We start from the raw sequence: 20,217 nt of genomic DNA on the forward strand, positions 1-20,217 counted from the left end.
TGTTCTGCACAATCTGGCCACGTGGCGTTGGACGAATCAACCTTGAGGAGGCTGCCGTGGTTCTCCGGACGATCCCGTTGCGGACCCTGGTCAGCCGTGCCGATCTCGGCCTGGAGGTGAAGGCGGGCAAGTCGCGGCTGGACCGGCAGATCTGCTGGGCGCACGTCAGCGAACTGCGTGACCCGATCCCGTACCTGCTCGGCCAGGAGCTGCTGCTGACCGCGGGCGTGAACTTCCCCCGGACGCCCGCGGAGATCGACGCCTACGTCGAAGGCCTGATCAACGCCGGGGTGAGCGCGTTGGGCTTCGGGGTCACCCCGGTGTACGACACCGTGCCCAAGGAACTCGTCAAGGCGTGCCGGGACCGCGACCTGCCGCTGATCGTGGTGCCGGAACGCACCCCGTTCCTCGCCGTCAGCCAGGCTGTCGGCAACGCGCTCGCCGAGGCGCAGAACGTCGAACTCCGGGTGATCGCCGACAGCCAGCGCAACCTGACCCGCGCCGCGACCCGTCCCCGGCCGACCGAGACCACGGTCCGTTCGCTGGCCACGTCCCTGACGGGCTGGGCCATGCTGCTGGACGCGGAGGGCACTGTCGTGACCCGGTCCGGCATGGCGCCCGAACCGGGCGACGACCTGCTGTCGCTGGCCGAACGGCTGCGCAGCGGCTCCGGTCCGCGCAGCGCGAGCACGCATGTCGGCGGCGACCACGTCGTGCTGCACCCGGTCGACCGGTCGACCGTGCTCGTCGTCGGGCGCAACCGGTCGTTCAGCGTCGCCGATCGCGCGGTCGTCGCCATGGCACTGGCGATGCTCGGGCTGCTGCGCCGGGACACCGACACGTCCCGCGGGCACGCGTACCGCCTGGCCGCCCGGCTGGTGCTGGCCGCCGGATCGGCCGCGGAGTCCACAGGGGACCTGCTCGCCGCGTTGCTGGACAACCGCGCGGGCCAGGACTACCGCGTGCTGGCAGGAGTCGACGTGCGACGCAGGCACCGCGCCGACAACGACGACTTCGGCCAGCTCGTGCAACTGCTCGGCACCCCTCTGGTCGACCTGGCCAACGGGAGTTTCCGCGCGGTCGTGTCCGCGCGGTCCGCACCGTCGCCGACCGCGTTGGAGACGCTGCACAAACGAGGCTGGCTCGTCGGCATGAGCGGCGTCGTCGGGATCGCGGACCTGCGGCTGGCCGAACGCGAGGCCGTCGCCTTGCGTCGACGCGCCGCCGCGGCGGGCCACCCGGTCAGCGCGGACAACGAATCCGAGAGCGTGTCGTCGCTGGTCGACCCGGCACAGGCGCGTGCGTTCGCGCGCCGGACGCTGGCGCCGCTGGCCGAGATCCGGTCGCCCGGTCCCGCCCACCTGGTCGAGACGTTGCGGGTGTGGCTGGCCAACCACGGCAACTGGGACCGCAGCGCCGCCGCGCTGGACGTGCACCGCAACAGCGTCCGCCACCGGATCGGGCAGATCGAGCGCGCCTTGCACGTCGACTTGTCCCAGGCCCAGCACCGAATGGACCTCTGGTACGCGGTCAACTGGCTGCCGCAGGACTGGCCCGAACAGCAGTAGAGCACAAAGTCCCGAATGCGCCGAAGTCTTCCGGCACTGTCGGCCGAACAGCGCAACGAACGAAAATTGACCGTGATGGCTACGAACTTGGTCAACTACCTCGACGCCCTGGTGCCTGCGGCGGTCAACGGCGACCCTGAAGCGGTCGGCCGTCTGTTGACAACGATCCGGCCCATGGTCGTGCGCTATTGCCGCGCCCGCGTCGGCCGAGGTGAACGCTCCTACACCTCAGCCGACGACATCGCGCAGGAGGCTTGCCTCGCGGTTCTCACCGCCCTGCCGCGTTACGAGTTCCAGGGACGCCCGTTCCTGGCGTTCGTGTACGGCATCACTGCCCACAAGGTCGCCGACGCCCACCGCGCCGTCGCTCGCAACCGCGAGCAACCGGTCGCGGAGATCCCCGAGGCACACGAAGTCGAAGCGAGCCCGATGCAGCACGTGCTGCAGGGCGAGTCCGCCAAACAGATCAACCTCATCCTGGGCAGCCTGCCCGAGCGGCAACGCGACATCCTCGTGTTGCGGATCGTCGTCGGGCTGTCCGCGGAGGAGACGGCCGCTGCCGTCGGCTCGACCCCCGGCGCTGTCCGCGTCGCCCAGCACCGGGCGCTGACCCGGCTGCGGCGAACCGTGAACATCGCCGAGCTGGTCTAGCGGCCTGCCACCAGGCGGGCCTGCTCGCCGTCGACGGTGACCACGTCGCCGTCACGCAGCTGCCTGCCGCGTCGGACCTCGACCTGGTCGTTGACCTTGACGTCCGAGGTCTCGATCAACTCTTTCGCGTGCCCGCCGTCCTCGGCCAGGCCGGCCAGCTTCAGGAACTGGCCGAGCCTGATCGACTCGTCGCGGATCGGAACGTCACGGATGCTCATCAGGCGTCAGCGTACCGACCGGGTCTGCGCACCGAGGAACCTCACCACCTCGCCCAGCGAGCCGGACCTGGCGAACGCCGCGCGCTGCCGCGCGGCACCGCACCCGTCCAGCACCAGCCTGGCCAGCGACTCGTCGACCAGCTCGTAGTCACCGGCGGCCTCCAACGCCGGGCGGATCCAGCGCACCAACGCTCCCGCCAAGTCGGCCGCCGGGGCCAGGTCACCCGTCACGAGATCCACGCCGAGGCCTTCCAGACCATCCCGGGCGGCCCGCCACAGCGCCGGACGCAACTGGTGCTGCGGCACATCGGGCCCTTTCGCACCCGAAGCCAACGCGGTCACCGCGATCCCCCGGACCAACGCGGCGAGCAGGACCGCGTCGTCGACGGTCGGTGCCACGTCGCTCACGCGCAGTTCCACAGTCGGCTGATGGGCGGAAAGCCTTACGTCCCAATAGAGCATGCCGATGTCCATCGCCGCGCCGCTGGCGATGACCCGCTCACGGGCCGCGTAGTAGTCCGAGGCCGACTCGAACCACGGCGGCGCTCCCGCCGAGGGCCATCGGCTCCACATCACGTACCGCCAACTCGCGTAGCCGGTGTCGGTGTTGTTGGAGTACGGGGAGTTCGCCCCGATCGCGAGCAAGGTCGGCAGCCAGTGGCGGAGGTGGTTGCAGACCAGGACCCTGGCCTCGTCGTCCGGCAGGCCGACGTGCACGTGACACCCGCACACCGGCAGATCCCCTGTCAGCGCACGGAATTCGCGCGTGATCCGGTGGTAGCGCGGCAACGGGGTCAGCGCGTTCCGCGCGCCGTGGCCGAGAACCGGCGTTCCCGACGCGATCAGCCACGACCCGTGCCGCTGCGCCTCGTCCGCCAGCACAAGGCGGGCATCGCTGAGCTGCCGGTGCAGGTCGGTCATGCTCACGCAGACGCCGCTGACCGATTCCACTTGGCTCAACGCGATTTCGGCCTGCAGGTCGTAGTCGGCACCGCCGACGTCCGACAGGATGTCGGGCGCACGGTCGGCCAACACGCCCGACTCGGTGTCCACCAGCAGGAACTCCTCCTCGACGCCTACCGTCAGCTGGTCCACCTCCGTGGCGGTCGACAGGGAGTCCCGGGTGCCGAGCTGGGCTTCGCTCACGCTTGCCTCCATGACGGCTGTCCTGCCTTCGACCCTAGGAGCAGGCACCACCACACCGCATGCGGCGTTGGGCTGAACCAGGTGGGAGTTTCGGGTGTGCAACGTTGTCACCCGTCCCGGACATGTAAGAGATGTGACCACCAAAAGTCTGCAGGCTGATCCGTACGCGGATACGCACGACGACGCTGCATTGTGGCAACGGGCCGCCGCCGGCAACAAGGCGGCGTTCGGCGAACTGTTCGAGCGGCACGCACAAGCCGTGTGGAACCACGCGTTCCGGCTGACCGGATCGTGGTCACTGGCCGAAGACCTGACCTCCATGACCTTCCTGACCGCATGGCGCAAGCTGCCCGAGGTCACGCTGGTGCGCGACAGCGCGCTGCCGTGGCTGTACGCGGTCGCGGGTAACCTCGCGCGCACGGAGTTCCGCAGCGCAGGACGGTTCACCAAGTTGCTCCGCCGTATCCCGCCCACCGACACGATCGAGGACCACGCGGAGTCCGTCGCCGAGAAAGTCGACGGTGAGGGCCGGATGCGGGTGCTGCTCGACGCGATCGCGAAACTGCCGAAGGCCGAACGCCAGGCGGTCGAGTTGTGCCTGGTCGGTGAGGTGTCCACCAGCGAGGCGGCCGAGTTGCTTGGCCTCGAGGAGGTCAGCATCCGTTCCCGGGTTTCGCGTGCGCGTGCCCGCCTACGCCGCGTGCTCGGCGAAGACCTGTTGGGAGAGACGACGTGATCCGCCAGCCCATGCCGCCGCGGCGGGAACTGCCGCCGGAGGTCCGCGATCGGTTGCGGCGCAGGCTGTGGAGCGAGCTGGACAGACCTCGGGAGGCGCGGCGGGTCCCCGTGCGGGTCCCGGTCGCCGCCATTGCCTGCGCCGCGACCGTGGTGGTGGCCGGGTCCGTGGTGTTCGCGCAGAACGTTCCGCAGGCCCCGGACCAGATGCGTGCGTCGATGGGGTTGGACCCGGTGTCCGCGGACGCCAGCGGTCAGCTGGATCGTTGTTATACGGCCGTTTCAGCGGTCCGAGAAGTCCCCGACCGGGCACAGTGGAGAGTCGTGCGGAGCTCGGTGGTCGCGGGGGTGGCGGTGACCGCTGCCCGGGTGGCGGGAAAACCGGTCTTCTGCGAAACGGCCGGAACAGCGGTGACCGTATCCGATCCCGACGCCGCCCCAGCCCCCGCGGGCCCGTCGTCGACCGGCGCCCTGTTCGCGACGTCGAACGGAACCATCGCCGGAGTGGCCGACCCGGGGTGGCAACGGTTCGAGCTGAGGGTCACCGTGGCCCCGGACCGGGTGGTCAGCGCGGAAGCCGAGTTGTCCGACGGGCTTTTCGTTGCCCGCCTTGGTGTCGACGTCGAAACCGGGGCGAAGGTGGAAGCAGTCCGGGGATCGGCGTACACCTTCGGCCCTATCCCGCCTGTCATACGGTGAGCTGGCAGGCTAGAACGGCGGAAGGTCGTACTTGGCTGGCGTGGTGAGTACGGTCCTGTTGCCCGGTGTGGTGAAGGCCAGGGTTCCGGATGTGACGTGGTCGATGCGCCAGGGAGTGCGTTGCCGCATGAGGTGGTGAGTCGACGGCGGGAGTTTCACCCGCCGCCGCTCGCGGAACCGTGCGTGACACTCTCGCGTCACACGGCTCGTGTTGCCGCGCCTGTGGGTAGTGCGCCGTGTCGCCAGTGAATGAACTGTTGGTTACCTTGGAGTGCGGCTTCCGGCCCGGGGTTTCGGTTTCCGGCGCTGGGTGCACTGTGTTGGTTACGTACCAGCCGTTTTTTACACTAGTTCCAGGGGGTCCAGGCGGACTCGGATGGATTCTGGTTCTTTGCGTGCTGTTCTTTCCTTTTGTGCGACGGTGAGTGCCGCCGCCAGCGCGCGGCCGTCTGTCCGGGGTGTTCGGACTAGTGCTCGCTCGTCTTTTTCGCCTATTGGTACTGGGCCGAGGATTTCCGCTGTTTCGGGAAGGGTCAGGTGGTCCAGGTATTCTGCCAGGGCTTCCGGGGATCCGTCGACGGATGCCATTCGTACCGCTGGGGGGAAGCCCAGTTCTACGCGGGCTTCCAGTTCCTGTTCCGCGTGCCAGGCCGGGTCCCAGCGCACCAATGCCTGTACTGGGGCGAATGCCGACTCGGCCACCACGACCACGCGGCCGCCGTCGGGTGCTGGGCGGACCAGTGCTGCCGCGCCCATCCAGCGGCGCAGGGTCTCCTCGGTCGCTCTCAGGTCCGCTCGACCGAGCAGTGCCCAGCTGTCCAACAGAAGCGCTGCTCCGTAACCGCCTTCCGCCACCGGCTCGGCTCCTGGTGTGCACACCACCAGCGCCGGGGCGCTGGACACCGTGGCAAGGACTTCATCCGCGCCGGAGGTTCGCACGGGGATTCCCGGGAATGCGCGGCCCAGTTCTTCCGCTGTTCTCTTCGATCCGACGACCACTGCTCTCAGGCGCCGTGATCCGCAGTTGCCACAACGGAATGCCGCCTCGGCCGCGCCGCACCAGCGACAGGCGGCAGGACGAGCCATGCCGTCGTCGTGCCCGCCTGGCAGGGCCAGTGGGCCCGCGCACCTCCGGCACCGCGCCGGTGCACGGCACTGCGCACACGCCAACGCGGGTACGTATCCGCGGCGTGGGACCTGGACCAGCACCGGCGCTCCTGCTGTCAGGGCATTGCGCGCCGCTTCGAAGCTGACCGACGGCAGCCTGGCCGCGCGGGCCGCCGGGTCTCTGGCCAGTTGGACGTCGGTCTCACCGATCGCCGTCACCCGTGGGGCGGACTTCCTGACTTCGTCCCTTGCCGCGACCAGTTCGTGTGCCCAGCCCGTGTCCAGCAGCAGCTGGGCCTCCGCTGTTCTGGCGAACCCGCCGATCACCATCGCCGCGCCGGTCTGGTGGGCCCGGAGGGTCAGCACCTCACGCACGTGGGCGTACGGCGATCGTTGATCGGCGTGCAGGTCGTCGCCGTCGTCCCAGACGACGACCAGACCCGGGTCCTTGACCGGGGCGAACGCGGTCGCGCGGGTACCAAGGACGATCTTCGCCGAGCCACGCAGGACCGAGAGCCAGCGTTTGTACCGCGTGGACGGGCCCAGGTCGGCCGAGAGGGCGACCACGGCCGACTCGCGCTCCTTGCCGACCAGGTCAAGGCACGCGGCGTGCAAACGTGCCACATCGCGGTAGTCGGGGACGACCATGACCACGCCCCGGCTGGTCGCCGCCACCGTCACCGCCAGTTCCGCCAGGCGGCGGGGCCAGTCCTCGTTCGGCAGCGCCTGCCAGACCGCGTGGGCGTTGCGGCCTGCTTTCAGCGCGTCCAGGAACGCCGATCCCCGCGGGTAACGGCCCCAGCCGGTCTCTGCCGGTGGGTCGACGTCGACCGGCTCCGGCGACGGCGCCGATTCGGCTCGGGCATGGCGCGGCGGGATCGCCAGGCGCAGCACATCCATCATCGCGCCCGCGTACCGGTCGGCCACCGCCCTGGCCAACTGGGCGACCTGCGGCGCGAGCACCGGCTCGGCGGACACGACCTTCTCGAGGAACATCGGCTTCGGGTGTTCGGACTCCGCCGCGCGCTCGATCACGTAGGCGTCGACGAGTCTGCCGGAGAACCGGACACGAACCCGACAGCCGGGTACCACTTGTTCGTCAAGATCCGACGGGATCAAGTAGTCGAACGTCTTGTCCAGATGCGCCAGCGGCACGTCGACGTAGACACGGGCAACCGGAAGGGCCTCAGCTGGATGCCGTTCGCCTCTGTTCCGCTTACCTGCGTTGACCACGCACTGAGGTTTACCAGAGGCTCGAAAGAAGACCATCTCCGCCCAGCCCAAGCCAGCCCCGCGCAACCACAGCCCCAGCCAGCAGCGCGCAAGCGCAGAGTGGGGCTTCGGGGGTGTCTCCTGCCCGTCGGCCTGGGCGAAGCCAACCACGGGCTGTCAAGAGGTCGGCCTCCCCAAAGAGCCCCAGCGACAGCCATACCGATCCTCTTGATAGACCGTGGTTCCCTGGGGCAGGTCGACGGGCAGGAGGCGCCCGCGCCTCACAACCCCGGGACAAGAAAAGCATGCGCCGGGAGAAACACGACGCGAAGAACCTCCTGCCCAGAGGTCAGCCCCCGGCGAGGGCTTCTTTCAACCGGCGAAAGCTCCTTCAAAAAGGCGCAACAAAGCAAAACGGCGCGAGCAAAGCCCGCGCCGTTCGTGTGGCTGTAACCGTCAGAGACCGGCGGCCTGCTTGAGGGCCTCGGCGCGGTCGGTGCTCTCCCACGGCAGGTCGAGCTCCGGGCGGCCGAAGTGGCCGTACGCCGCGGTCGGCGCGTAGATCGGCCGCAGCAGGTCCAGGTCACGGATGATCGCGGCCGGACGCAGGTCGAAGACCTGGGAAATCGCTTCCTGGATCTTCGTCGGGTCGACCACCTCGGTCCCGAAGGTCTCCACGAACAGACCCACCGGGGCCGCCTTGCCGATCGCGTAAGCCACCTGCACCTCGACACGCGTGGCCAGCCCCGCCGCCACCGCGTTCTTGGCGACCCAGCGCATCGCGTACGCCGCGGAGCGGTCCACCTTCGACGGGTCCTTGCCCGAGAACGCGCCACCACCGTGCCGCGCCATCCCGCCGTAGGTGTCCACGATGATCTTGCGGCCGGTCAGGCCCGCGTCACCCATCGGACCGCCGATGACGAACCGGCCGGTCGGGTTCACCAGCAGGCGCACGTTCGACGTGTCCAGGGTCAGGTCCGCGAACTCCGGCTCCATGACCTGCTCGCGGATGTCCACGCCGAGCAGCCGCTCCAGGTCGATGCCCTCGGCGTGCTGCGAGGACACCACGACGGTGTCCAGCCGCACGGCCTGGTCACCGGCGTACTCGATGGTCACCTGGGTCTTGCCGTCCGGCCGCAGGTACGGCAGCACGCCGTCCTTGCGGACCTTGGTCAGCCGCTTGGAGAGCCGATGCGCGAGCGCGATCGGCAAGGGCATCAGCTCTGGCGTGTCGTCGCACGCGTAGCCGAACATCAGGCCCTGGTCACCGGCGCCCTGGCGGTCGATCTCGTCGTCGGCCGACTCGACACGGGATTCGTAGGCGGTGTCCACACCCTGCGCGATGTCGGGCGACTGCGACCCGATCGAAATGTTCACACCGCAGGAATTGCCGTCGAAGCCCTTGGCCGACGAGTCGTAGCCGATCTCGAGGATCTTCTCCCGCACGATCGCCGGGATGTCCGCGTATGCCTCGGTGGTCACCTCACCGGCGACGTGCACCTGGCCGGTGGTCACCATCGTCTCGACGGCGACGCGGCTGCGTGGGTCCTTGCGCAGCAGGGCGTCCAGGATCGAGTCGCTGATCGCGTCACAGATCTTGTCCGGGTGCCCCTCCGTGACCGACTCCGACGTGAACAGCCGGCTGGCCTTGTTTTGTGCCATTACCCCTCACTTCATCACGGATGAGCTGCATGGATCAGACTACTGAAGGATTCAGCCAACCGTTCGAGAAGTGCTCGACTTCATGACGAAGTCCCAGATACCGGCCGCCATTTGCGCCTTTGACCCCAGTGCGATAGGCCTTTCGGAGCCGTCCGCCGCGAGCAGCCACCCGGCGTTGTCCTCGACCTCGAAGGCCTTGCCGTCCCCGACGGCGTTGACAACCAGCAGGTCACAGCCCTTGCGGGCGAGCTTCGCACGCGCGTGCGTGAGCACGTCGCCGCTCTCGTCCCCGGTTTCGGCGGCGAACCCGACGATGTACGGGTCGAACTTGCCGTCCGACCGGGCCACGACGAGTTCGCGCAGCACATCCGGGTTGCGGGTGAGCGCGACCGGATCGGGGTCCTTGTCGGTCTTCTTGATCTTGTGGGTGGCCAGGCTGACCGGGCGGAAGTCGGCGACCGCGGCGGCCATCACCACGATGTCGGCCTCGGCGGCGGCCTTGTGCATGGCGTCCCGCAGTTCCAGGGCCGTGCCCACGTTGACGACGTCCACGCCCGCGGGCTCGGGCAACGCGACAGTGTGCGCGGAGACCAACGTGACCTGCGCGCCGCGCTGGGCAGCGACCCGCGCGAGGGCGTAGCCCTGCTTGCCGGACGATCGATTGCCCAGGTAACGGACGGGGTCCAAGGGCTCTCGTGTCCCGCCGGCGGACACCACGACCCGCTTGCCCGCCATGTCACGAGGCAGCGCGTCGGCACGGGCCAGCAGCAGCCGGGCGAGGTCGACGATCTCGGTGGGGTCGGCCAGGCGGCCTTTGCCGGTGTCGGTGCCGGTCAGCCGTCCGCTGGCGGGTTCGGTGACCACGATGCCGCGGGACCGCAACAGCGCGACGTTGTCCTTCGTCGCGGGGTGGTCCCACATCTCGGTGTGCATCGCCGGGATCATCAGCACCGGGCACCGCGCGGTCAGCAGGGTGCCGGTGAGCATGTCGTTGGCGTTCCCGTGCGCGGCCCTGGCCAGCAGGTCCGCGGTCGCGGGGACGACGACGACCAGGTCGGCCTGCTTGCCGATCCGGACGTGCGCCACCTCGGGAACGTCCTCGAAGACGCCCGTGTACACGGGGTTGTGCGACAACGCCTCGAAAGTGGCCTTGCCGACGAAGTTCAGCGCCGACTCGGTCGGCAGCACCTGCACGTCGTGACCGGACTCGGTCAGCCTGCGCAGGACCTCACAGGCCTTGTAGGCGGCGATGCCGCCGCCGACCCCGAGCACCACCCGGGGACGGGCGGAAGACGGGGTGGTCACTCGCCTTCGGTGTGCTCGAGCAGGCCGGAGTGGATCTCGCGAAGCGCGATGGACAGCGGCTTCTCGCGGGGGCCGGGCTCGACGAGCGGGCCGACGTACTCGAGCAGGCCCTCGCCGAGCTGCGCGTAGTAGTCGTTGATCTGACGGGCGCGCTTGGCCGCGTAGATCACCAGCGCGTACTTCGAGCTGACCTTGTCAAGCAGGTCGTCGATCGGCGGGTTGGTGATGCCTTCCAGGTTGGTGGTCGGCTCGCCCAGTGCGCCCAGCTCGGTGGTCAAGTGAAACTCCAGGGGTTTTCAGACAGCGGTACCAGTCATCAAGGTTAGCAACTCGGCCGCGGCCTGCTTCACGTCGGTGTTCACCACCAGCGCGTCGAACTCGCCCTGCGCGTCCAGTTCCTTCTCGGCCACGGCCAGCCGATGCCGGACGACCTCGGGATCCTCGGTCCCCCGGCCGGTCAGCCTGCCGACGAGGGTCTCCCACGACGGCGGAACGAGCATCACCAGCTGAGCTTCGGGCATCGCGACACGCACCTGTCGCGCGCCCTGCAGCTCGATCTCGAGGATCGCCGGTTTGCCCGCGGCCAGCGCGTCGAGCACCGGCTGACGGGGTGTGCCGTAGCAGTTGCCCGCGTACTCGGCCCATTCGAGCAACTCGCCACGCCCGGCCATCTCGTCGAACCGCGCGCGGTCGACGAAGTGGTAGTGGGCGCCGTCGACCTCGCCGGGGCGCTGCTTGCGGGTGGTCATCGAAACACTGAAGAAGACCGTCGGGTCCATCCTGCGCAGCTCGGCCACCACAGTGGACTTGCCGACACCGGACGGGCCCGACACGACAGTGAGCCGGGGCCGGGCGCGCACACCCGTCCCCGGCTCTCCTGTGCTCAAGTGACTGCCAGTCACTCGCCGCTGAACTCAGCGAGCAGCGCTTTGCGCTGCCGGTCGCCGAGACCCCTGAGACGGCGGCTTGGGGCGATCTGCAAGCGCTCAATGATTTGGTTGGCACGCACCTTGCCGACGCCGGGGAGGGCCTCCAGCAGTGCGGTTACCTTCATCTTGCCCAAGACCTCGTCGCTGTCGGACTGGGCGAGCACGTCCTTGAGGGTCGTGCCGCCTCGCTTCAGGCGCTCTTTGAGCTCAGCCCGGGCCCGACGAGCGGCAGCCGCCTTCTCCAGCGCTGCGGCCCGCTGCTCCTCGGTCAGCTGGGGAAGGGCCACGATTTCCTCCGTGGGGTGGGTGTTTCCGGATCGGGTGCTGGCGACCGTACCGACACGCCCGGGTCAAGGACAACGTGGGTCTGCGATCCTGCGCAGATCACGCGTGGTACATCAATGGTGACCCGCGGCCGACACGATCGCGTCACGGGTGCGCAGAGCCTCACTACGCAGCGCGAACACGTCCGGGCCCGCCTGGAGTACCCCCCTCGACGACGTGGGAAGCACGCTACGCAGGGATTTTCCGAAGAGTGTCCGCATATCGGACAGCGTGCCCCCTTGTGCCCCGAACCCCGGCACCAGCAGGGGTCCGTTGAGCGTGCCCAGGTCCACGCCGAGCGACCCGATGGTGGCCCCCACAACGAGACCGATTCCCCCGATCGGCCGAACGCCCGCGTTGCGTTCGGCGGCAGCGTCCACGACCGTTTGCGCGATGCTGCGTGCGCCGTTGAGCGCACGCTGCACCTCCGGCGCCTCAGGGTTCGAGGTCAGAGCAAGGACGAAAACGCCCCGCCCGGACTTCTCCGCCGCCTGCAACGCGGGTTCGAGAGAACCGAAACCGAGGTAGGGCGACAGTGTTACGGCGTCAGCCGCGAGCGGGGACCCGTCGGTCAGGTACGCCGCGGCGTAGGCCGCCATCGTCGAGCCGATGTCGCCGCGTTTGACGTCCAGCAGGACGAGCGCGCCTGCCTGCTGGGACTCCGCGATGACCCGCTCGAGCACCGCGATCCCCTTGGACCCGTGGCGCTCGAAGAACGCCGACTGGGGCTTGAGGACGGCGATCTCCCCCGCCATGGCCTCGACGCAGGTCATGGCGAACCGTTCGAGACCGTCGGGCGTGTCGGCCAGGCCCCACTGCTCCAGCAGGCCCGGGTGCGGGTCGATGCCGACGCAGAGCTGACCGCGCTGCGACACCAGCGCGGTCAGCCGGGCGCCGAACGATTCCGTCATGCGCCGCCCCTTGTCTGTGCCTTCAGCGCCTCTTGCAACGCCTGCAACGGGCGGACGTTGATCTCACCCCGGATCAGGGCCTCGATGCCCTGCACGGCCGCTGCGGCACCCTGGATCGTGGTCACGCAGGGAATGTCACGCGCCACGGCCGCCGTGCGGATCTCGTAACCGTCCACACGCGGCCCGCTGTTGCCGTACGGCGTGTTGATCACCATGACGATCTCGCCGCCCTGGATCACGCTCACCGCGTTGCGCACCGAGTCGGTGGGCGCCTCGAAGTGCTTGAGCACCTCGGCACACGGGATGCCGTTGCGCCGCAGCACTTCCGCGGTTCCCTGGGTGGCGACGATCTCGAACCCGAGGTCGGCGAGGCGCTTGACCGGGAAGATCATCGCCCGCTTGTCCCGGTTGGCGACCGACACGAACACGCGGCCCGAGGTCGGCAGCGAGCCGTAGGACGCGGTCTGCGACTTGGCGAACGCCTTGCCGAACGAGGTGTCGATGCCCATCACCTCGCCGGTGGACTTCATCTCCGGGCCCAGCAGCGAGTCCACGCCGTGCCCTTCCGGTGTGCGGAACCGGTGGAACGGCAGCACGGCCTCCTTCACCGCGACCGCCGCGTCCGACGGCAGTTCGCCGCCGTCACCGGACGGCGGCAGCATGCCCTCGTCGCGCAACTCCTTGATGGTCGCGCCGAGCATGATCCGCGCGGCGGCCTTGGCCAGCGGGACCGCGGTCGCCTTGGACACGAACGGAACCGTCCGCGACGCGCGCGGGTTGGCCTCCAGCACGTAGAGCTGGTCGTCCTTGAGCGCGTACTGCACGTTCAGCAGGCCGCGCACGCCGACGCCCTTGGCGATCAGCTCGGTCGACCGGCGGACGTTCTCCAAGTCCGTCCGGCCCAAGGTGATCGGCGGCAGGGCGCACGAGGAGTCGCCGGAGTGGATACCGGCTTCCTCGATGTGCTCCATGACGCCGCCGATGAACACCTCGTCGCCGTCGCACAGCGCGTCGACGTCGATCTCGATGGCGTCGTCGAGGAACCGGTCGACCAGCACGGGGTGCTCCGGCGAGACCTCGGTGGCCCTGGCGATGTAGTCGGCCAGCGTGGAGTCGTCGTACACGATCTCCATGCCGCGGCCGCCGAGCACATAGGACGGTCGCACCAGCACCGGGTAACCGATCCTGTCCGCGATCCGCTTGGCGCCCTCGTAGGACGTGGCCGTTCCGTACTGCGGCGCGGGCAGTCCCGCGGCGGTGAGCACCTCGCCGAACGCGCCGCGGTCCTCGGCCAGGTTGATCGCCGCGGGCGGCGTCCCGACCACCGGGACGCCCGCGTCGGCCAGCCGCTGGGCCAGGCCGAGCGGCGTCTGGCCGCCGAGCTGCACGATCACCCCGGCGACCGTGCCGGACTCCCGCTCGGAGTGCACGACCTCGAGGACGTCCTCGAAGGTCAGTGGCTCGAAGTAGAGCCGGTCGGACGTGTCGTAGTCGGTGGACACGGTTTCCGGGTTGCAGTTGACCATCACGGTCTCGTACTCGTCGGCGCGCAACGCCATCGCCGCGTGCACGCACGAGTAGTCGAACTCGATGCCCTGGCCGATGCGGTTGGGCCCGGAGCCGAGGATCAGCACCTTGGGCTTCTCCCGCTGCGGCGCCACTTCGGTCTCCGCCGACGGGTCGGACTCGTAGGCCGAGTAGTGGTACGGGGTCTTCGCGGCGAACTCGGCCGCGCAGGTGTCGACGGTCTTGAACACCGGCCGGATGCCCAGGCGGTGGCGCAGCGCGCGGACGCCGTCCTCCCCCGCCAGTTCCGGGCGCAGCGCGGCGACCTGCCGGTCGGACAGCCCGGCGCGTTTCGCCCTGCGCAACAACGGTTCGTCGAGCACCGCGGCGTCGGTGATCTCGGCGCGCAGTTCGATCAGCGACAGGATCTGGTCGACGAACCACGGGTCGATGCCGGACGCCTCGTGCACCTGCTCGACCGACGCGCCGAGCCGCAGCGCGCGCTCGACCGTGTACAGCCTGCCGTCGTGCCCGGCCCGCAACTGCTCCAATGTGGACTCGAGCGTGGCGTCGGCCGGGTCGGGAGTCGTCCAGAAGCCCGCGGCCTTGGTCTCCATGGAGCGCAACGCCTTGCCGAGCGCCTCGGTGAAGTTGCGGCCGAGCGACATCGCCTCGCCGACCGACTTCATGGTGGTGGTCAGCGTCTTGTCCGCGCCGGGGAACTTCTCGAACGCGAACCGCGGCACCTTGACCACGACGTAGTCCAGCGTCGGCTCGAAGCTCGCCGGGGTCTCGCCGGTGATGTCGTTGGGGATCTCGTCGAGCGTGTAGCCGATCGCGAGCTTCGCGGCGATCTTGGCGATCGGGAAACCGGTGGCCTTGGACGCGAGTGCCGAGGACCGCGACACGCGCGGATTCATCTCGATCACGACCATGCGGCCGGTCCGCGGGTCGACGGCGAACTGGATGTTGCAGCCACCGGTGTCCACGCCGACCGCGCGCAGCACGTCGATGCCCACGTCCCGCATGTGCTGGTACTCGCGGTCGGTCAGCGTCATCGCGGGCGCGACAGTCACCGAGTCGCCGGTGTGCACGCCCATCGGGTCGATGTTCTCGATCGAGCAGACGACCACCACGTTGTCGTGCCGGTCGCGCATCAGCTCGAGCTCGTACTCCTTCCAGCCGAGCACGCTCTCCTCGATGAGCACCTCGGTCACCGGCGACTCGGCCAGCCCGAACGACGCCAGCCGCTCCAGCTCCTCCTGTGTGTGCGCCATGCCGGAGCCGAGACCGCCCATGGTGAACGACGGCCGGATGACCACCGGCAGGCCGAGCTCGGCGACGGTCTCGCGGACCTCGTCCATCGAGTGGCAGACGCGCGAGCGCGGGGTCTCGCCGCCGATCTGGGCGACGATGTCCTTGAACTTCTGCCGGTCCTCACCGCGCTGGATCGCGTCGATGTCGGCGCCGATCAGCTCGACGTCGTACTTCTCCAGCACGCCGCGCTCGTGCAGCGCGACAGCCGTGTTCAGCGCCGTCTGGCCACCGAGGGTGGCCAGGATCGCGTCGGGGCGCTCGGCCGCGATGACCTTCTCGACGAACTCGGCCGTGATCGGCTCGATGTAGGTCGCGTCGGCGAACTCCGGGTCGGTCATGATCGTGGCCGGGTTCGAGTTGACCAGGCTGACCCGCAGGCCTTCCGCCCGCAGCACGCGGCAGGCCTGGGTACCCGAGTAGTCGAACTCGCACGCCTGCCCGATCACGATCGGGCCGGAGCCGATCACGAGCACGTGCTTGATGTCTGTCCGTTTCGGCATCGCTCAGGCCTCATCCATCAACGTCACGAACTGGTCGAACAGGGGCGCGGCGTCGTGCGGACCCGCCGCCGCCTCGGGGTGGTACTGGACGCTGAACGCGGGCACGTCCACACAGCGCAGGCCCTCGACGGTGCCGTCGTTCGGGCAGTAGTGGCTCACCTCGGCCACGCCGTAGGGCGTGTCCAGTTTCTGTCCAGCCTCGCCTTCCAGCGCGAAGCCGTGGTTCTGCGCGGTGATCGCGACGCGGCCGGTGGCCGCCTCGATCACCGGCACGTTGATGCCGCGGTGGCCGTACTGCATCTTGTACGTGCCCATGCCCAGCGCCCGGCCGAGGATCTGGTTGCCGAAGCAGATGCCGAACAGCGGGATCCGGCGCTCCAGCACCTGCTGGGTCAGCTCGATCGCGTGCGCCTGGGTCTGCGGGTCACCGGGGCCGTTGGCGAGGAAGACGCCGTCCGGCTCGACCGCCAGCAGGTCGTCCAGCGTGGACCCGACCGGCAGCACGTGCGTCTCGATGCCGCGGTCGGCCATCATCCGCGGCGTGTTGAACTTGATGCCCAGGTCCAGCGCGGCAACCCGGAACCGCCGCTCGTCCGCCGCGGGCACGACGTAGGTCTCCTTGGTGCTGACCGCGCCGGACAGGTCGGCGCCCTTCATCTTCGGGCTGTCCTTGACCGCCTGGACCATCGTGTCCACGTCGGTCAGCGCGTCACCCGCGAAGATCGCGGCGCGCATGGCGCCCTGCTCGCGGATGTGCCGGGTGACCGTGCGGGTGTCGACGCCCGCGATCCCGACGATGCCCTGGCTGACGAGCTCGTCGTTCAGCGAACGGCGCGACCGCCAGTTGGACGGGATCCGCGCCGGGTCGCGGACGACGTACCCGGCGACGTGGATCTTGCGCGACTCGTCGTCCTCGTCGTTCCACCCGGTGTTGCCGATCTGCGGGGCCGTCGCCACCACGATCTGGCCGTGGTAGGACGGGTCGGTCAGCGTCTCCTGGTAGCCGGTCATCGCCGTGCAGAACACGACCTCGCCGAGTGTCGACCCGGTCGCGCCGAACGCCTCTCCCCGGAAGACCCGGCCGTCCTCAAGCACCAATGCAGCTGGTGTCATTTCGCCGCCCCTCCTTTGGCCAGGCCAGTCAGTGCCTCGACCCAGTCCGCGTACACGTCTTTGTCATCTCCCCTGAAGCCGGTGTCGAGCTCGTGCTCGCCCAGGCGCCAGCGCACGACGAGCAGCCCGTCGCGCTTCATCACCTTCCCGGCGATCGCCCGGTCGGTCCTTGCGCTGACCACGGACTCCGCCGGAATCCACACCCGGTCGGCGCCTTCCCGGTCGAACAGCACGCCGTCGCCGGTCAGCCGCACGGTCGCGGCAGCGCGGAACCCGACGTCCCCGACCGCCACCCGGTCCTGCCAGCTCTTCGCGGTCGTCGTGCTGATGTACACGCCGGTCACGGGTTCGAGCAGCTCGTCGGTGAGGTTTTCCGGCGGCGCCGGGAACTCGGGCAGCACAGGGCGCTGCCTGCGCGCGCGGTTGCGGTAGCCCCACCACATGGCCAGCACGCACAGCAGGAAGAACGCCACGACCGCGAGCGTCAGCCAGATCCTCATCGGACGGCCTGCCCGTCCCGCGCGGTGAGCTTGCCGCGCAGCATCGTCGCCTTGACGACGCCGGGGAGCTCCATCCCCTCGTACGGGGTGTTGCCCGCGAGACTGGCCAACCGCGCGCCATTCACTGTCCACGTCGCCTTCGGGTCGACCAGGACGAGGTTCGCCGGTTCGCCCGCCGCGATCGGACGGCCGTGGTCGGGCAGTCCGGCGATCTCCGCGGGCCGCTCGCTCATCACCCTGGCCACGCCGCGCCAGTCGAGCAGCCCGGGCTGGACCATCGTCCGGACCACCACGGACAGCGCCGTCTGCAGGCCGAGCATGCCGGGCCGCGCCGCGGACCACTCACAGTCCTTGTCCTGCGGGGCGTGCGGTGCGTGGTCCGTGGCGACGCAGTCGATCACGCCCTCGGCCAGCGCTTCCCTCAGCGCCTTGGCGTCCGACGACGTGCGCAGCGGCGGGTTGACCTTGTTGACCGGGTCGTAGGTGTTGAGCCGGTCGTCGTCCAGCAACAGGTGGTGCGGGGTCACCTCGGCGGACACCTGCGTCCCGCGTGCCTTCGCCCAGCGCAGCACGTCCGCGGTTCCGGCGGTGGACACGTGGCAGACGTGCAGCCGGGCGCCGACGTGCCCGGCGAGCAGGCAGTCACGGGCGACGATCGACTCCTCGGCCGCCGCGGGCCACCCCGCGAGACCGAGGCGCGCGGCCGTCTCGCCTTCGTGCGCCTGCGCGCCGACGGTCAGGCGAGGCTCCTCCGCGTGCTGCGCGATGAGCACGTCCAGGCCCCGGCTGTACTCCAGCGCGCGTCGCATGATCAACGGGTCCGCGACGCACAGGCCGTCGTCGGAGAAGATCCGCACGTTCGCGTCGCTGCGTGCCATCGCGCCGAGCTCGGCCAGGCGCTCGCCCTTCAGGCCGACCGTCACCGCACCGATCGGGTGGACATCGACCAGGCCGACCTCACGTCCGCGCCGCCACACGTGTTCGACGATCACCGGGTTGTCGGCGACCGGGTCCGTGTTGGCCATGGCGAACACCGCCGTGTAGCCGCCGAGCGCGGCCGCCGCCGACCCCGTCTCGATGGTCTCGGTGTCCTCACGACCAGGCTCGCGCAGGTGCGTGTGCAGGTCGACGAAACCGGGCAATGCGATGAGGCCGTGGGCGTCGATGACCTCGCCGCCATCGGATTCCGGCGTTCCGATCTCGGAGACGAAGCCGTCCTCGATCAGGATGTCGACCGGATCACCCTCGCCGTACGGCACGGCGCCCTTGAGCAGCGTCATGCGACTTCCTCTTCTCCGGCGAGCAGGTGGTACAGCACGGCCATGCGGACGTGGACTCCGTTTCGTACTTGGTCGGTGATCGCGGCGCGTGGCGAGTCCGCGACGACGGACGCGATCTCCATGCCGCGCAGCATCGGTCCGGGATGCAGCACGACAGCGTGGTCGGGGAGCAGGCGCATGCGCGCCTCCGACAGACCGTAAGCGATGGAGTACTCGCGTGCCGAGGGGAAGAAGCCGCCGTGCATCCGTTCGGCCTGCACGCGCAGCATCATCACAGCGTCCACAGCGGACAGTTCGGCGTCGAGTTCGTGCGAGACCGTGACAGGCCAACCGGAAACGCCGGTCGGCAGCAGAGTCGGCGGTGCGACGAGCACGACCTCCGCGCCGAGCGTTGTGAGCAAATGCACGTTCGACCTGGCCACACGGCTGTGCAGCACGTCACCGACGATCGCGATCCGCCTGCCGTCCAGACCGCCGAGCCGCTCCCGCAACGTGGCGGCGTCGAGCAACGCCTGCGTGGGGTGTTCGTGCGTGCCGTCGCCCGCGTTCACCACCGAGGTGTGCGTGTGCGACAGCCACCCGGCCAGCCTGTGCACCGCACCGGAGGCCGGGTGGCGGACGATGACGCAGTCCGCGCCCGCGGCGGCCAGCGTGAGAGCCGTGTCACGCAGCGACTCGCCTTTGCCGACCGACGACCCGCTCGACGACACGTTCACGACGTCCGCGCTCATCCACTTGCCCGCGATCTCGAACGAGACACGGGTGCGGGTCGAGTTCTCGTAGAACATCGTGATGACCGTGCGGCCCCGCAGGGTCGGCAGTTTGCGTACCTCGCGGCCCAGCAACGTCTGCTTGAGCGAGTCCGCTGTGTCCAGAACGGCAGTCGCCGCGTCACGGCTCAGGCCGTCGCAGCTGAGAAGGTGTTTCATCCCACAAGCTCCACGGCGTCGCGGCCGTCCAGTTCCTCGAGCAGCACCTCGATGCCCTCCGACCGCGCGGTGGGCACGTTCTTGCCCACGTAGTCGGCTCGGATGGGCAGTTCGCGGTGGCCGCGGTCGACAAGGACCGCCAGTTGTACCGCCCGTGGCCTGCCATGGTCACGCAGCGCATCCAAGGCAGCACGGACGGTTCGACCCGAATAGAGCACGTCGTCGACCAGGATGACCAGTTTGTCCTCGATGCCGCCGTCGGGCAGGCTCGTCGGTTCGAGCGGGCGGTTGGGGTGGCGGCGCAGGTCGTCGCGGTAAAGCGTGACGTCGAGCACGCCCGTGGGGACGTCGGCTCCGCTGAACTCCGCGATCCGCGCGGCCAATCGCTTGGCCAGAGGTGCGCCCCTGGTCGGTATGCCGATCAGCACGACTGGAGCAGCGTCGGTACCACCGAGAGTCGTCTTCTCGATGACCTGATGGGCCATTCGGGCGACAGTGCGCGCGACGTCCCCGGCCGAAAGCAGCTCGCGCCGCTCGCCGGGATCCGCCGCGCCACGGGTGCGTGGCACTGGCGTGGACCTCCTTCCCCGCCTCTCCGGACGGGT

The 20,217-nt window shown here is 69.3% G+C and carries 19 protein-coding genes; 4 read left to right on the forward strand and 15 right to left on the reverse strand.

Annotation, left to right across the window (positions count from 1 at the left end; translation table 11 throughout):
* Positions 1 to 56: 56 nt before the first annotated feature.
* Positions 57 to 1,568, forward strand: a complete 1,512-nt coding sequence (locus tag ALI144C_RS39590; RefSeq protein ID WP_168211471.1) for a PucR family transcriptional regulator — start codon at positions 57 to 59, stop codon at positions 1,566 to 1,568.
* A 75-nt stretch (positions 1,569 to 1,643) separates the two neighbouring features.
* Positions 1,644 to 2,219, forward strand: a complete 576-nt coding sequence (locus tag ALI144C_RS39595) for a sigma-70 family RNA polymerase sigma factor (protein WP_076992799.1) — start codon at positions 1,644 to 1,646, stop codon at positions 2,217 to 2,219.
* On the opposite strand, the gene ALI144C_RS39600 is transcribed toward ALI144C_RS39595, so the two are convergent.
* On the reverse strand, positions 2,216 to 2,437 hold the full coding sequence (locus ALI144C_RS39600; protein WP_076992357.1) for an RNA-binding S4 domain-containing protein: 222 nt from the start codon (positions 2,435 to 2,437) through the stop codon (positions 2,216 to 2,218). The genes ALI144C_RS39595 and ALI144C_RS39600 overlap by 4 nt on opposite strands.
* Before the next feature lie 6 nt (positions 2,438 to 2,443).
* Complete coding sequence (locus ALI144C_RS39605) at positions 2,444 to 3,583, reverse strand: carboxylate-amine ligase (RefSeq protein ID WP_237774536.1); 1,140 nt, start codon at positions 3,581 to 3,583, stop codon at positions 2,444 to 2,446.
* A 133-nt stretch (positions 3,584 to 3,716) separates the two neighbouring features.
* Here ALI144C_RS39605 and ALI144C_RS39610 point away from each other — a divergent pair, with 133 nt between their 5' ends.
* The gene (locus ALI144C_RS39610) at positions 3,717 to 4,319 is read left to right on the forward strand and encodes an RNA polymerase sigma factor (RefSeq protein WP_076992358.1); all 603 of its coding nucleotides are present in this window, start codon (positions 3,717 to 3,719) and stop codon (positions 4,317 to 4,319) included.
* Positions 4,316 to 5,017: a hypothetical protein gene (locus tag ALI144C_RS39615; RefSeq protein ID WP_076992359.1), complete on the forward strand. Its 702-nt coding sequence runs from the start codon at positions 4,316 to 4,318 to the stop codon at positions 5,015 to 5,017. The genes ALI144C_RS39610 and ALI144C_RS39615 overlap by 4 nt, the downstream gene beginning before the upstream one ends.
* Positions 5,018 to 5,359: 342 nt before the next feature.
* On the opposite strand, the gene ALI144C_RS39620 is transcribed toward ALI144C_RS39615, so the two are convergent.
* The 13 genes from ALI144C_RS39620 to pyrR form a co-directional block, all read right to left on the reverse strand.
* Positions 5,360 to 7,357 (reverse strand): primosomal protein N', encoded by a 1,998-nt coding sequence (locus ALI144C_RS39620; RefSeq protein ID WP_237774537.1) that lies wholly within the window; start codon positions 7,355 to 7,357, stop codon positions 5,360 to 5,362.
* Between the two features lie 435 nt (positions 7,358 to 7,792).
* Positions 7,793 to 8,998 (reverse strand): methionine adenosyltransferase, encoded by a 1,206-nt coding sequence (gene metK / locus ALI144C_RS39625; RefSeq protein WP_076992361.1) that lies wholly within the window; start codon positions 8,996 to 8,998, stop codon positions 7,793 to 7,795.
* 51 nt (positions 8,999 to 9,049) lie between these two features.
* A complete protein-coding gene (gene coaBC / locus ALI144C_RS39630; RefSeq protein WP_076992801.1) occupies positions 9,050 to 10,270 on the reverse strand; it encodes a bifunctional phosphopantothenoylcysteine decarboxylase/phosphopantothenate--cysteine ligase CoaBC in 1,221 nt (406 codons plus the stop codon).
* Positions 10,271 to 10,299: 29 nt separating this feature from the next.
* A complete protein-coding gene (gene rpoZ / locus ALI144C_RS39635; protein ID WP_033390145.1) occupies positions 10,300 to 10,581 on the reverse strand; it encodes a DNA-directed RNA polymerase subunit omega in 282 nt (93 codons plus the stop codon).
* 18 nt (positions 10,582 to 10,599) lie between these two features.
* Positions 10,600 to 11,190 (reverse strand): guanylate kinase, encoded by a 591-nt coding sequence (gene gmk, locus ALI144C_RS39640; protein WP_076992362.1) that lies wholly within the window; start codon positions 11,188 to 11,190, stop codon positions 10,600 to 10,602.
* A gap of 11 nt (positions 11,191 to 11,201) precedes the next feature.
* Positions 11,202 to 11,519: an integration host factor, actinobacterial type gene (gene mihF, locus ALI144C_RS39645; protein WP_054293572.1), complete on the reverse strand. Its 318-nt coding sequence runs from the start codon at positions 11,517 to 11,519 to the stop codon at positions 11,202 to 11,204.
* A 111-nt stretch (positions 11,520 to 11,630) separates the two neighbouring features.
* Positions 11,631 to 12,467, reverse strand: a complete 837-nt coding sequence (gene pyrF / locus ALI144C_RS39650; RefSeq protein ID WP_076992363.1) for an orotidine-5'-phosphate decarboxylase — start codon at positions 12,465 to 12,467, stop codon at positions 11,631 to 11,633.
* A complete protein-coding gene (gene carB / locus ALI144C_RS39655; protein WP_076992364.1) occupies positions 12,464 to 15,790 on the reverse strand; it encodes a carbamoyl-phosphate synthase large subunit in 3,327 nt (1,108 codons plus the stop codon). The genes pyrF and carB overlap by 4 nt, the downstream gene beginning before the upstream one ends.
* A 3-nt stretch (positions 15,791 to 15,793) precedes the next feature.
* The gene (carA, locus tag ALI144C_RS39660; protein WP_076992365.1) at positions 15,794 to 16,903 is read right to left on the reverse strand and encodes a glutamine-hydrolyzing carbamoyl-phosphate synthase small subunit; all 1,110 of its coding nucleotides are present in this window, start codon (positions 16,901 to 16,903) and stop codon (positions 15,794 to 15,796) included.
* Positions 16,900 to 17,403 carry a PH-like domain-containing protein gene (locus tag ALI144C_RS39665; RefSeq protein ID WP_076992366.1) on the reverse strand — a complete coding sequence of 168 codons (504 nt, stop codon included), beginning with the start codon at positions 17,401 to 17,403 and terminating at the stop codon, positions 16,900 to 16,902. The genes carA and ALI144C_RS39665 overlap by 4 nt, the downstream gene beginning before the upstream one ends.
* Positions 17,400 to 18,683, reverse strand: a complete 1,284-nt coding sequence (locus ALI144C_RS39670; protein ID WP_076992367.1) for a dihydroorotase — start codon at positions 18,681 to 18,683, stop codon at positions 17,400 to 17,402. The genes ALI144C_RS39665 and ALI144C_RS39670 overlap by 4 nt, the downstream gene beginning before the upstream one ends.
* Positions 18,680 to 19,612 (reverse strand): aspartate carbamoyltransferase catalytic subunit, encoded by a 933-nt coding sequence (locus ALI144C_RS39675; protein WP_076992368.1) that lies wholly within the window; start codon positions 19,610 to 19,612, stop codon positions 18,680 to 18,682. Before ALI144C_RS39675 ends, ALI144C_RS39670 begins: the two co-directional genes overlap by 4 nt.
* Positions 19,609 to 20,181: a bifunctional pyr operon transcriptional regulator/uracil phosphoribosyltransferase PyrR gene (gene pyrR, locus ALI144C_RS39680; protein WP_076992369.1), complete on the reverse strand. Its 573-nt coding sequence runs from the start codon at positions 20,179 to 20,181 to the stop codon at positions 19,609 to 19,611. Before pyrR ends, ALI144C_RS39675 begins: the two co-directional genes overlap by 4 nt.
* Positions 20,182 to 20,217 lie beyond the last annotated feature (36 nt).

It is taken from the genome of Actinosynnema sp. ALI-1.44 (genome assembly GCF_001984155.1).
GTDB lineage: Bacteria > Actinomycetota > Actinomycetes > Mycobacteriales > Pseudonocardiaceae > Kibdelosporangium.